Below are 12,830 nucleotides of genomic sequence, written 5' to 3' on the forward strand. Positions count from 1 at the left end.
AGGAATACAGAATGGCAACTGTAACTGCTGCTCTAGTTAAAGAACTTCGCGAGCGTACTGGCGCTGGCATGATGGAATGTAAGAAAGCGCTTGTAGAAGCAAACGCTGACATCGAACTAGCAATTGAAAACATGCGTAAATCTGGCGCAGCGAAAGCAGCTAAGAAAGCTGGTAACGTTGCAGCTGAAGGCGCAATCATCATCAAAGAAGAAAACGGCGTTGCTGTTCTTCTTGAAGTTAACTGCCAAACTGACTTCGTTGCTAAAGACGGTAACTTCACTGCATTCGCAGAAGAAGTTGCAGCTGCAGCTCTAGCTTCAAAAGCGACTGTTGAAGAGCTACAAGCACAATTCGAAGACGCACGTGTAGCTCTTGTAGCTAAAATCGGTGAAAACATCACTATCCGTCGCGTAGAATACGTTCAAGGCACTGCAATTGCTTCTTACCGTCACGGTGAGAAAATCGGTGTTGTTGTTGCTGGTGAAGGCGACGCAGAAACTCTTAAGCACGTTGCAATGCACGTTGCTGCTTCTAAGCCTGAGTTCGTTAACCCAGAAGACGTACCAGCTGACGTAGTAGAAAAAGAGAAAGCGGTTCAAGTTGAAATCGCAATGAACGAAGGCAAGCCTGCTGAAATCGCTGAGAAGATGGTTGTTGGCCGCATGAAGAAATTCACTGGCGAGATCTCTCTAACAGGTCAAGCTTTCATCATGGAACCTAAGAAAACTGTAGGTGAAATGCTGAAAGAAAAAGGCGCTTCAGTTTCTACATTCGTTCGCCTAGAAGTAGGTGAAGGTATCGAGAAGAAAGAAGAAATGAGCTTCGCTGAAGAAGTTGCTGCAGCTCAAAAAGGTTAATCCTTAGAGACTGTATAAAGATTAGACCGTAGCCTTGGCTGCGGTCTTTTTATGAGCAGTGAACGATTAGCCGTGATGAATAGCCATAACTGAATTTGTGTCTATTCATGACTGTTAATCAACAACTCTCTTTGGAAGGTAAACTCCATGACTACGAACCCTAAACCAGCGTATCAACGTATTCTATTAAAACTGAGTGGTGAAGCTCTTCAAGGTGAAGACGGTTTTGGTATTGATCCTGCGGTCCTTGATCGCATGGCACAAGAAGTTAAAGAACTGGTTGAACTGGGTGTTCAGGTTGGTGTAGTTATCGGTGGCGGTAACTTGTTCCGTGGTGCAGGCCTTGCTGAAGCTGGTATGAACCGCGTAGTTGGTGACCACATGGGTATGCTTGCTACAGTAATGAATGGCCTAGCGATGCGCGATGCTCTTCACCGTGCATACGTGAATGCGCGCGTTATGTCTGCCATTCCTCTAAAAGGCGTATGTGACGACTATAATTGGGCTGATGCGATCCGTGAGCTTCGCCAAGGCCGTGTTGTCATCTTCTCTGCTGGTACGGGTAACCCGTTCTTTACAACGGATTCTGCTGCTTGCCTACGTGGTATTGAAATTGAAGCGGATGTTGTACTAAAAGCGACGAAAGTTGATGGTGTATTTACTGCTGACCCTGTAGCAAACCCAGACGCAGAGCTGTATGATAAGCTATCTTACGCAGAAGTTCTGGATAAAGAGCTGAAAGTGATGGACTTGGCGGCGTTTACGCTAGCTCGTGACCACAAAATGCCAATCCGCGTATTTAACATGAACAAGCCAGGCGCACTACGTCGCGTGGTTATGGGCGAAGCAGAAGGCACGCTCATCAACGAATAAGCTTGTCCCAAGGTGCCACCCAAAGCGTTAGGGTGGCGTTTGCTTTGCTCAACCGTTTTAGGCTTTCTTCAGGAAAGATGACATTTTTAAGGTGAAACTGTGATTAACGAAATCAAAAAAGACGCGCAAGAGCGCATGGATAAAAGCGTTGAAGCGCTTAAGAACAACCTTTCTAAAATTCGTACAGGTCGTGCACACCCAAGCCTACTATCTGGTATTTCTGTAGAATACTACGGTGCAGCAACACCTCTAAACCAAGTAGCAAACGTTATTGCTGAAGATGCGCGTACACTTGCAATCACGGTTTTCGATAAAGAGCTGACGCCGAAAGTAGAAAAAGCGATCATGACGTCTGACCTTGGTCTAAACCCTATGTCAGCTGGCACTATCATCCGCGTTCCACTTCCACCGCTAACGGAAGAACGTCGTAAAGACCTAGTTAAGATCGTTCGTGGTGAAGCTGAAGGTGGTCGTGTTGCTGTTCGTAACATCCGTCGTGACGCAAACAACGATCTAAAAGCGCTTCTAAAAGATAAAGAAATCTCTGAAGATGAAGATCGTAAAGCACAAGACGAAATTCAAAAACTAACTGACGTTGCAGTTAAGAAGATCGATGAAGTTCTTGCTGCAAAAGAAAAAGAGTTGATGGAAGTTTAATACTCCCACACACATCACTGTTGGAAAACGCTGTGCTCACAGCTCAGCGTTTTTTTATGTTAGTCTATCCAACTGATGGAACTCAATTAACTCCCTATGCAAAATTCTCAAGCCTTCTCTGATTCCCTTCCTAAGCATATTGCCATCATTATGGACGGTAATGGCCGTTGGGCTAAGTCCAAAGGAAAACCTCGCGTATTTGGTCACAAAAAAGGCGTTAATGCCGTTCGTAAGACCGTGGCTGCTGCTTCAAAGCTTGGCATTAAAGCCATGACGCTATTTGCTTTTAGTAGTGAAAACTGGCGTCGTCCGGAGGAAGAAGTGGGTCTTTTGATGGAACTGTTTATCACGGTCCTGTCTAGTGAAGTAAAAAAACTACACAAAAATAATTTACGGTTGCGCGTGATCGGTGATACCAGTCGATTTAGTGAGCGTCTACAAAAGAAGATTGTAGAAGCTGAAAATCTAACGGCAGGTAACACGGGGATGGTGATCAACATTGCAGCCAATTATGGCGGTAAGTGGGACATCACAGAAGCGGCCAAAACGTTAGCGTTAAAAGCACGTAGCGGTGAGATTCGTGTAGAGGATATCAATGAGCAGCTAATCACTGAGCATTTGACCATGGCAGACTTACCTGAAGTGGATCTTTTGATTCGTACCAGTGGAGAGTGTCGCATCAGCAACTTTATGTTGTGGCAAATGGCTTATGCAGAAATGTACTTTACACCCGAGTATTGGCCGGAATTCGACGAAGACAGCTTAGTTGAAGCTGTAACTTGGTTTATCAATCGAGAACGTCGTTTTGGCTGTACAGGTGAACAAATAAAGGCATTGATGGCAGCTCAATAAGGACTAGTTAGTTTGAAACAGAGAATAATAACAGCACTAATTTTAGCTCCCCTGGTTATTTTAGGCATTTTTAAATTACCCCTAATGGGCTTTATTGCCGCTTTAACTGCAATTACCTTATTAGGTTTTTGGGAGTGGACTCAATTTACAGGAAGCAACTCTCGCTTTGCTGCCCTCGTTCCGGCAGTCATTGTTACCGGACTTAGTTTTCTATATATTTCGCCTGACGCACATAGCCTCAACCATTTAGCAACGCCTCATTATGTTGTGCTGGGCCTTGGTTTTGTTTGGTGGATTATTGCTAGCTTAATGGCGATTACTTATCCCAACACGACGAAATCTTGGCAAAATAATTTTGTTTTACGCCATGTGTTTGGTTTTCTGACATTAATTCCATTCCTTTGGAGTGTAGTTATTCTTAGAGCTCATGACATTACGGTAGATCCATACCACGGAGCAAAGCTCGTGTTATACGTTTGTTTCTTGGTATGGGCTGCAGATAGCGGTGCTTACTTTGCAGGCAAAAGCTTAGGCAAACGCAAGATGGCGCCACATGTCAGTCCGAATAAAACCATTGAAGGGCTTATTGGCGGCATTATCACGGCATTGATCGTGGCGTGGGCATTTGCTGGTTGGTTCGATATTCAGTTCACCAGTCCTGTACATATGGTGTTGATTACGTTGGTTACTGTTGTTATATCAGTGCTCGGCGATCTGGTGGAAAGTATGTTCAAGCGTGTCTCAGGCATTAAAGACAGCAGCAACATTATCCCAGGACATGGCGGTGTGCTCGATCGTATTGACAGCCTAACCGCAGCATTCCCAGTTTTTGCTCTTCTTTACTACGTATTCTAATTTATCAGGAGCGGCATTGTCGCTCCTGAGCTTTCTAACGGTCTTACAACATGCAAAAGTTAACGATTCTTGGTGCTACTGGATCCATTGGTGCAAGCACGCTTAAAGTGGTCGAACAAAACCCAGAGCTGTTTTCTGTCGTTGCCTTAGCGGCAAGCACCAACGTTGAAAAGATGATCGGGCTATGTCGTCAGTGGCAACCTAAATACGCGGTCATGGCGGACAAAGCCGCAGCGGTTCAACTCCAATCTGAGTTACATTTGGTTTCGCCAAACACCGAAGTATTAGGTGGTGTGGATGCTCTATGCCATATTGCTTCATTGGATGAAGTTGACAGTGTGATGGCCGCTATTGTCGGAGCGGCTGGTCTACTGCCTACCATGGCTGCTGTGAAAGCTGGTAAGCGAGTATTGTTGGCAAATAAAGAAGCATTGGTCATGTCAGGCCAGTTATTTATTGATGCCGTAGAAGAGTTTGGTGCGGAGCTACTTCCCGTCGATAGTGAACACAATGCTATTTTCCAATGCTTACCACAGCAAGTACAAACCAATTTAGGTCGTTGTAATTTACAAGAACATGGCATTTCTCATATTTTGCTGACTGGTTCTGGTGGTCCTTTCCGTTACACTGACATCGCAGAACTGGAAAAGGTGACTCCTGAACAGGCGATCGCCCATCCAAACTGGTCGATGGGACCAAAAATTTCCGTTGACTCAGCCACGATGATGAACAAAGGCCTGGAGTATATCGAAGCTAAATGGTTGTTTAATGCGGCTCGCGAGCAGCTAAAGGTTATTATTCATCCGCAGTCTGTTATTCATTCAATGGTTCAATACCGCGATGGTTCGGTTTTGGCACAAATGGGTGAGCCGGATATGGCGACCCCTATTGCACTGACTATGTCATACCCATCAAGGGTTGCAGCTGGGGTTAAGCCACTAGACTTCACGCAAATTGGCGAATTGACGTTTTTGCAACCTGATTTTGCTCGTTACCCATGTCTAAAACTAGCAATTGACGCTTGTTATGAAGGTCAACATGCAACAACGGCACTGAATGCAGCGAATGAAGTCGCTGTTGATGCATTTTTAAATAACAGCCTAGGTTTTACGGATATCGCTCGCATCAATGAGTCTGTGTTGAATAAAATCAATGCAAGCTGCAAAGCTGAGAATGCGAATAGCTTGGAAAGCTTGTTAGAGCTAGATAGAATGGCACGAACTATTGCCCTAGAAACCATACGCGAGCGTATCTGATGACTGGTATATTGTGGAATCTCATTTCTTTTATCGTCGCACTGGGCATTCTTGTCGCTGTGCACGAGTTTGGGCATTTTTGGGTTGCTCGCCGTTGCGGCGTGAAAGTTGAAAAGTTTTCAATCGGTTTCGGTAAGTCTATCTGGAGTAAGGTAGGCAAAGACGGAACGGAGTACAGCATCTCAATGATCCCTCTCGGCGGCTATGTAAAAATGGTTGATAGCCGTGTTGATGAGGTGCCAGAACATGAGAAGCACTTAGCGTTTGATAAGAAGCCGCTATGGAAGCGAACCTCTATTGTTGCGGCAGGCCCTATCTTTAACTTCCTTTTCGCAATTTTCGCCTATTGGCTCGTATTTCTTATTGGTATCCCAGCAGTTAAGCCAGTAATTGGTGAAGTTACGCCCAATTCGATCGTCGCAGAAGCCGGAATTGAATCAGGAATGGAACTTAAATCGATATCTGGTATCAAAACTCCGGATTGGGAATCGGTAAATATGGGATTGATTTCTCATATTGGCGATGATTTGATGACAGTAACACTGACGTCAGCGAATGAAGTTGGTTCAGAAGTAACGAAAACGCTCGATCTGCGCGAATGGGAGTTCGACCCTGAAACTCAGTCTGCGATGCAGTCCTTAGGTTTTGCGCCGTATACACCGGAGGTGTATCGCGTTATCGAACAGGTTTCGCAAGGTGGAGCGGCGGAAAAAGCAGGTGTGCTTCCAGGTGATGAGATTGTCGCTATTGGTGAACAACGCGTCACGGAGTGGAAGCAGGTTGTTGAAGCGGTTCGCTCTAATCCTGATACACCGATTGAATTAACGGTATTGCGTCAGGGCTATGAGCAAACATTAACGCTGACGCCTGGTAGCCGTGAGCTAGCTAACAAAGAAGTCGTTGGTTTTGCAGGTATTGCACCTAAAGTCGCAGAATGGCCAGAAAGTTATCGCTTCGACCTTCAGTTTGGTGTATTCGAGTCAGTAGGTAAGGCGGTAGACAAAACCGGCCAAGTCATTGGCTTGACAATCAGCATGCTTAAGAAACTGATTGTTGGTGACGTTGGTCTGAATAATCTGAGTGGTCCAATATCAATAGCCAAAGGCGCAGGCGCGACGGCTGATTATGGCTTGGTCTACTTTTTAGGTTTTCTCGCTCTAATTAGTGTTAACCTAGGTATTATTAATCTCGTTCCTTTACCAATGTTGGATGGCGGTCATTTGTTGTTTTTTGCAATTGAAGCAGTCATTCGACGTCCCGTTCCTGAGAGAGTGCAGGAAATGGGTTTTAGAATTGGTGGTGCGATCATCTTCTCGCTCATGGCGTTAGCGCTATTTAATGATTTTACTCGTCTGTGATAGTTCAGAGACAAAAGCAGTAGCAAGGAATAATTAGAACAAGTATGGCGATTAAGCGAATTCTATTTGCAAGTTTACTGGCGACCAGTGTATCTGCAAATGGAGCAGAGAACTTCGTAGTTCAAGATATTGAAATCGATGGATTGCAGCGTGTAGCACTGGGTGCTGCGTTGTTGAAAATGCCTGTACGTGTCGGTGATACCATTGGCCAAGGCGATGTTGCAGAGATTATCCGTGCACTGTATGCATCTGGTAACTTTGAAGATGTGAAAGTGTTACGTGACGGCGGCGTTCTGATGGTTCAAGTCAAAGAGCGTCCTACCATTGCCAGCATCTCATTTTCTGGTAACAAAGCAATCAAGGACGAGCAGCTACAAGAAAACCTGAACGCATCTGGTGTTCGTGAAGGCGAAGCGCTTGACCGCACCACGCTAAGCAACATTGAAAAAGGCTTAGAAGACTTTTACTACAGCGTAGGTAAATACAACGCCACAGTAAAAGCTGTGGTGACTCCACTGCCACGTAACCGTTCTGACCTAAAGTTTGTCTTTACTGAAGGCGTGTCGGCAAAAATTCAGCAAATCAATTTTATCGGCAATGAAGTTTTCAGCGATGAGGACCTTCTTTCTCGTTTTAACTTGAATGTTGATGTGCCGTGGTGGAATTTCCTGTCTGACGAAAAGTACCAAAAACAAGTGCTTGCAGGTGATATTGAAGCGCTCAAATCATTCTATCTGGACCGCGGTTACTTAAAATTTAACGTTGATTCGACACAAGTTGCAATTTCTCCTGACAAGAAAGGGGTATACATTACTCTTGGCTTAGAAGAGGGCGAGGTTTACACCGTTAAGGACGTGAAGTTCCGTGGTGACTTGATCGGTGAGGAAGCGACGTTCGAAAGACTTGTGCCATTTGAAGACAATGAGACATACAACGGCTCGTTGGTCACTTCAATGGAAGAGGGTATTAAACGTGTGCTTGGTGAGTCCGGCTACGCTTATCCACAAGTGAATACCATTCCTGAGTTTGACGACGAGAATCAAGAAGTTTCTTTGGTCGTTAACGTCGATCCAGGTAACCGTATTTACGTACGTGATATCCGCTTCACGGGTAACAACTCAACCAAAGATGAAGTCCTTCGTCGTGAAATGCGTCAGATGGAAGGCAGTTGGTTGAACTCGAAATCGATTGAAACGGGTAAAACTCGTCTAAATCGTTTGGGCTACTTTGAAAATGTTGAAGTACAGACGGTTCGAGTTCCTGGTAGTGATGATCAAGTTGACCTAGTTTACTCTGTCAAAGAAGCGAACTCTGGTAGCGTTAACTTCGGTGTTGGCTACGGTACAGAATCGGGTGTGAGCTTCCAGGTTGGCCTGCAACAAGATAACTTTATTGGTAGCGGTAACCGTGTTGGTATCAACGCGATGATGAATGACTACCAGAAAAACATCAGTCTAGATTACCGAGACCCGTACTGGAACTTAGACGGTGTAAGCTTGGGTGGTAAGGTCTTCTATAACGAATTTGAAGCGAAAGAAGCCAATATCGTTGACTATACCAACGAAAGCTATGGCACGAGCTTAACGTGGGGCTTCCCATTCGATGAGTTGAACCGTTTTGAATTCGGTGTCGGTTATACGCACAACAAGATCGGTAACTTATCGCCTTACTTGCAGGTAGAGCAGTTCTTAGAAGCGCAAAAAGATAATATAGATTCAAGTGGGGCATTGAACACGAACGACTTCGATTTCAATATCTCTTGGACACGTAATAACTTAAACCGTGGCTACTTCCCTACGGCAGGTAACCATCAGCGTGCATTCTATAAAATGACCGTACCTGGCTCTGACGTTCAATACTTCAAAATGCAGTACGATGTCCGTCAGTATGTGCCATTGACTAAAAAGCACGAGTTTACCCTCTTGTTCCGTGGCCGCTTAGGTTACGGTAATGGTTACGGTCAAACAGATGGTAACGATAACTTGTTCCCATTCTACGAAAACTACTACGCAGGTGGCTTTACATCGCTTCGTGGCTTTGGCTCAAACTCTGTTGGTCCTAAAGCGGTTTACCGTGATACATCTGGTTCAAACAATGGCGCAGATACAGCAACAGATGACTCTGTTGGTGGTAACGCCGTAGCGCTAGCAAGTGTTGAGTTGATTGTCCCAACACCATTTGCATCAGAAGAAGTACAAAACCAAATTCGTACCAGTATCTTCTTTGATATGGCAAGTGTTTGGGATACGGAGTTTGACTACCGCGATTCAGGTGCGGAATATGGTGACCGTTACTACTACGATTACTCAGATCCAACCAACTACCGCTCTTCTTACGGTGCGGCGTTGCAGTGGATGTCTCCAATGGGGCCACTAGTCTTCTCACTAGCGAAACCAATTAAGAAATTTGATGGCGATGATGAAGAGTTCTTCACATTCACTATCGGTAGAACTTTCTAAAGAGGAAAATATTTTGAATAAAATGATCAAAGCGGCTGGGATTGGCCTTCTTGTACTGAGCTCTTCAATGTTTGCAAATGCGGCAGAAGCTGCACAGAAAATTGCTTACGTAAATACAGCTCAAGTTTTCCAAGCTCTTCCTCAACGTGAAGTTGTACTACAAAAAATGCAGAAAGACTTCAAAAGCAAAGCTGATGAACTGAAGTCAATCCAAGCCCAAGCTAAAACAAAGATCGAAAAGCTACAACGTGACGGCGAGCTTTTGGGTCAAGACGAAGTTGAAAAGCTACGTATCGATATCGCGAAGCTAGACAGCGAGTACAAAGTGAAAGCACAAGCACTTGAAAAAGCAAGTGCGCGTCGTGAAGCTGAAGAAAAAGCGAAGCTTTTCAAAACGATTCAAGATGCAGTTAAGAAAGTCGCAGACAAAAATGGTTACGATCTTGTGATTGATATCTCTGCTTTGCAGTACGGCAAGCCAGAATACAATATCTCTGAAGACGTAATTAAAGCTCTAAAATAAGAAGTTATGAAGACATTAACATTAGCCGAATTGGCGACAATTACCGGGGGTGAGCTGTTTGGTGACGAGTCTCTCGTTGTAAGCCGTGTTGCCCCAATGGATAAAGCACAAGAAGGTGATGTAACCTTCTTGTCTAACCCAAAATACGCAAAACACCTTTCTGAGTGCCAAGCTACCGTTGTTATGGTAAAGGCTGAGCATAAAGAGCAATGCGTTGGAAACGCGCTAGTGGTTTCGGACCCTTATGTCGCATTTGCTCGTGTGGTCCAAGCGATGGATACCACACCAAAACCGGCAGACGATATTGCACCAAGTGCTGTGATTGCCGCTGACGTTAAGATGGGTGAGAATGTTACAATCGGCGCTAACGCCGTGATTGAAACGGGCGTGGAACTCGGCGACAACGTAAGCGTTGGCGCTGGTTGTTTTATCGGTAAGAACGCCAAGCTAGGGAATAACACCAAGCTTTGGGCTAATGTCACTATCTATCATGAAGTGTCATTGGGTGATGACTGTCTTGTTCAATCGGGCACCGTCATTGGCTCTGATGGCTTCGGTTATGCGAATGACAAAGGCGAGTGGATTAAAATTCCTCAGCTTGGTTCAGTGCGTATCGGTAACCGCGTTGAGATTGGTGCTTGTACTACGATTGACCGCGGTGCACTCGAAGATACTATCATTGAAGACAATGTCATTCTGGATAACCAACTTCAAATCGCGCACAACGTGCAGATCGGATATGGTACCGTGATGCCTGGTGGTACTATTGTCGCGGGCAGTACAAAAATTGGTAAGTACTGCCAGATTGGCGGCGCGTCTGTTCTGAATGGCCATATCACTATCGCAGATGGTGTGGCGATTACAGGTATGGGCATGGTAATGCGCAGTATCGAAGAAAAAGGCCTTTACTCATCAGGTATTCCACTACAAACGAACAGAGAGTGGCGTAAAACTGCAACTCGAGTTCACCGTATTGATGAGATGAATAAGCGCCTGAAAGCGGTTGAAAAACAGCTGGAACAGAAAGAAGAAATTTAGAACAAGTTATCTTTCGCTCTGTATTTAACGTGAAAGCTAACAGGCTCTAGTTCCATATTCTGTACGAAGACTCGCGAAATGCGGGTCTTTTTCTTCTATAATGACGCGCTCTAAGTAGATTTAACTCCAAGATGGTGCGTATTTTGCTAGTATATTGCAAAGCGATTCGGCTTTACGACCTGTTGCCACGTTTGCCATCTTGGCGGCAAAAAATTGATATAGGAAGACGACTTTGACTACTGAAAAGAAAACGATGAACATCTCTGAAATTCAAGAGCTACTACCTCATCGCTACCCATTCTTATTGATCGACCGAGTGATAGACTTCCAAGAAGAAAAGTATCTTCACGCGATTAAAAACGTGTCGGTTAACGAACCTCAGTTCACAGGTCACTTTCCTCAACTACCAGTATTCCCAGGTGTTTTGATTTTAGAAGCAATGGCTCAGGCAACAGGCTTACTTGCATTTAAATCATTTGGTGCACCAACAGAAAATGAACTGTACTACTTTGCAAGCGTAGACGGCGCGAAATTCCGTAAACCAGTGGTTCCGGGCGACCAATTGGTTATTGAGGTAGAATTTCTGAAAGAACGTCGCGGCATTGCTGCATTTAGCGGTGTAGCAAAAGTTGACGGCGAAGTGGTATGTTCTGCAGAACTGAAGTGTGCTCGTCGAGAGTTTTAATATGATTCATGAAACCGCTAAAATCCACCCGGCAGCGGTGGTAGAAGAGGGCGCCAAAATTGGTGCTAACGTAACAGTAGGTCCTTTTACGTACATCACCTCTACGGTTGAAATTGGTGAAGGCACAGAAGTGATGTCTCACGTTGTGATCAAAGGTCACACGACTATTGGCAAAGATAACCGTATTTTCCCGCATGCTGTCATTGGCGAAGAAAACCAAGACAAAAAATACGGTGGTGAAGACACAACTGTGGTTATCGGTGATCGTAACGTCATTCGTGAAGCGGTCCAAGTTCACCGCGGCACAGTGCAGGACAAAGCAACCACGATCATTGGTGATGATAACTTATTGTGTGTGAATGCACACGTTGCGCATGATGTTGTTATTGGTAACCACACTCATATCGGTAATAACTCGATTCTTGGTGGTCACGTTACTGTTGATGATTATGCTGGTGTGATGGCACTGTCTGCGATTCACCCGTTTTGTACAGTGGGCGCTTACGCGTACATTGGCGGCTGCTCAGCAGTGGTGCAAGATGTCCCTGCTTACGTACTCGCGCAAGGCAACCACGCGACTCCTTTCGGCTTGAACCTTGTTGGCTTGAAGCGTAACGGCTTTGAGAAACCAGAGATTCGTGCGCTGCAAAAAGCGTATAAAGAAATCTATCGTTCAGGTAAGACGCTAGAAGAAGTGAAGCCTATTCTGGCTGAAATGGCTCAAGAGTGGCCGGCTGTGAAGCGTTTCTCAGATATTCTGGAAACGACGGAACGTGGCATTATTCGTTAATTGGCGAATGAAGCAATAAATAAAAAGATCGTGACCGAATTTGAGGTTACGATCTTTTTGTGTTTTATGGATAAGGCAAACCGTTATCCATAGCGCACAGGAAAAATAGCGAAGTAGATATGGAAAGACCATTACGTATTGGCATCATTGCCGGAGAATTGTCTGGCGATACGCTAGGTGAAGGCTTTATCAAAGCAGTAAAGCAGCAATATCCAGACGCAGAGTTCGTAGGTATTGGCGGTCCGAAAATGATAGCCCAAGGTTGCGAGTCTCTGTTTGATATGGAAGAGCTTGCGGTGATGGGGTTAGTCGAGGTTTTAGGCCGTTTACCGAGACTTCTTAAAGTGAAAGCTGAACTCGTTCAGTATTTTACTCAGAATCCGCCTGATGTTTTCATCGGGATCGATGCTCCTGACTTTAACTTACGCCTAGAGCTTGACCTCAAGCAAGCGGGCATTAAAACCGTTCATTACGTGAGTCCGTCTGTTTGGGCTTGGCGTCAGAAGCGCATCTTTAAAATAGAAGCGGCAACGAACTTGGTGCTAGCATTTCTTCCGTTTGAGAAAGCGTTCTACGACAAATTTAATGTACCTTGCGAGTTCATTGGTCATACCTTGGCTGATGCCA

At 45.0% G+C, this 12,830-nt stretch carries 13 protein-coding genes; all 13 read left to right on the forward strand.

Features of this window, described 5'->3' with window-relative positions; translation table 11 throughout:
• Positions 1-11: 11 nt before the first annotated feature.
• Complete coding sequence (gene tsf / locus CAG69_RS16265; RefSeq protein WP_012841502.1) at positions 12-857, forward strand: translation elongation factor Ts; 846 nt, start codon at positions 12-14, stop codon at positions 855-857.
• 147 nt (positions 858-1,004) lie between these two features.
• A complete protein-coding gene (gene pyrH / locus CAG69_RS16270; protein ID WP_005380329.1) occupies positions 1,005-1,730 on the forward strand; it encodes a UMP kinase in 726 nt (241 codons plus the stop codon).
• Positions 1,731-1,829: 99 nt separating this feature from the next.
• Positions 1,830-2,387: a ribosome recycling factor gene (gene frr / locus CAG69_RS16275; protein WP_005380330.1), complete on the forward strand. Its 558-nt coding sequence runs from the start codon at positions 1,830-1,832 to the stop codon at positions 2,385-2,387.
• Positions 2,388-2,483: 96 nt separating this feature from the next.
• On the forward strand, positions 2,484-3,239 hold the full coding sequence (locus CAG69_RS16280) for an isoprenyl transferase (protein ID WP_161445156.1): 756 nt from the start codon (positions 2,484-2,486) through the stop codon (positions 3,237-3,239).
• 12 nt (positions 3,240-3,251) lie between these two features.
• The gene (locus CAG69_RS16285; protein ID WP_161445158.1) at positions 3,252-4,094 is read left to right on the forward strand and encodes a phosphatidate cytidylyltransferase; all 843 of its coding nucleotides are present in this window, start codon (positions 3,252-3,254) and stop codon (positions 4,092-4,094) included.
• A 50-nt stretch (positions 4,095-4,144) separates the two neighbouring features.
• Positions 4,145-5,350: a 1-deoxy-D-xylulose-5-phosphate reductoisomerase gene (gene ispC / locus CAG69_RS16290; RefSeq protein WP_161445160.1), complete on the forward strand. Its 1,206-nt coding sequence runs from the start codon at positions 4,145-4,147 to the stop codon at positions 5,348-5,350.
• Entirely contained in the window at positions 5,350-6,708 is a 1,359-nt protein-coding gene (gene rseP, locus CAG69_RS16295) for a sigma E protease regulator RseP (protein WP_124008424.1), read from the forward strand. Before ispC ends, rseP begins: the two co-directional genes overlap by 1 nt.
• A gap of 44 nt (positions 6,709-6,752) precedes the next feature.
• Entirely contained in the window at positions 6,753-9,167 is a 2,415-nt protein-coding gene (gene bamA / locus CAG69_RS16300) for an outer membrane protein assembly factor BamA (RefSeq protein ID WP_161445162.1), read from the forward strand.
• A gap of 13 nt (positions 9,168-9,180) precedes the next feature.
• Positions 9,181-9,690, forward strand: coding sequence for an OmpH family outer membrane protein (locus CAG69_RS16305; protein WP_005391804.1), 510 nt, complete (start codon positions 9,181-9,183; stop codon positions 9,688-9,690).
• 6 nt (positions 9,691-9,696) lie between these two features.
• Positions 9,697-10,728 carry a UDP-3-O-(3-hydroxymyristoyl)glucosamine N-acyltransferase gene (gene lpxD, locus CAG69_RS16310; RefSeq protein WP_065645509.1) on the forward strand — a complete coding sequence of 344 codons (1,032 nt, stop codon included), beginning with the start codon at positions 9,697-9,699 and terminating at the stop codon, positions 10,726-10,728.
• A gap of 232 nt (positions 10,729-10,960) precedes the next feature.
• Positions 10,961-11,413, forward strand: a complete 453-nt coding sequence (fabZ, locus tag CAG69_RS16315; protein WP_005380349.1) for a 3-hydroxyacyl-ACP dehydratase FabZ — start codon at positions 10,961-10,963, stop codon at positions 11,411-11,413.
• Position 11,414: 1 nt separating this feature from the next.
• Positions 11,415-12,203 carry an acyl-ACP--UDP-N-acetylglucosamine O-acyltransferase gene (gene lpxA, locus CAG69_RS16320; RefSeq protein ID WP_005380357.1) on the forward strand — a complete coding sequence of 263 codons (789 nt, stop codon included), beginning with the start codon at positions 11,415-11,417 and terminating at the stop codon, positions 12,201-12,203.
• A 119-nt stretch (positions 12,204-12,322) separates the two neighbouring features.
• On the forward strand, positions 12,323-12,830 hold a 508-nt coding region (lpxB, locus tag CAG69_RS16325; protein WP_161445164.1), incomplete at its 3' end, for a lipid-A-disaccharide synthase.

Origin of the sequence: Vibrio sp. V43_P6S15P86, from assembly GCF_009904725.1 — a bacterium.
Taxonomy (GTDB): domain Bacteria; phylum Pseudomonadota; class Gammaproteobacteria; order Enterobacterales; family Vibrionaceae; genus Vibrio; species Vibrio diabolicus.

Coding starts and splice junctions, on each gene's coding strand:
- tsf (WP_012841502.1), top strand. CDS start 12: ATGGCAACTGTAACTGCTGCTCTAGTTAAAGAACTTCGCGAGCGTACT.
- pyrH (WP_005380329.1), top strand. CDS start 1,005: ATGACTACGAACCCTAAACCAGCGTATCAACGTATTCTATTAAAACTG.
- CAG69_RS16280 (WP_161445156.1), top strand. CDS start 2,484: ATGCAAAATTCTCAAGCCTTCTCTGATTCCCTTCCTAAGCATATTGCC.
- ispC (WP_161445160.1), top strand. CDS start 4,145: ATGCAAAAGTTAACGATTCTTGGTGCTACTGGATCCATTGGTGCAAGC.
- rseP (WP_124008424.1), top strand. CDS start 5,350: ATGACTGGTATATTGTGGAATCTCATTTCTTTTATCGTCGCACTGGGC.
- bamA (WP_161445162.1), top strand. CDS start 6,753: ATGGCGATTAAGCGAATTCTATTTGCAAGTTTACTGGCGACCAGTGTA.
- lpxD (WP_065645509.1), top strand. CDS start 9,697: ATGAAGACATTAACATTAGCCGAATTGGCGACAATTACCGGGGGTGAG.
- lpxA (WP_005380357.1), top strand. CDS start 11,415: ATGATTCATGAAACCGCTAAAATCCACCCGGCAGCGGTGGTAGAAGAG.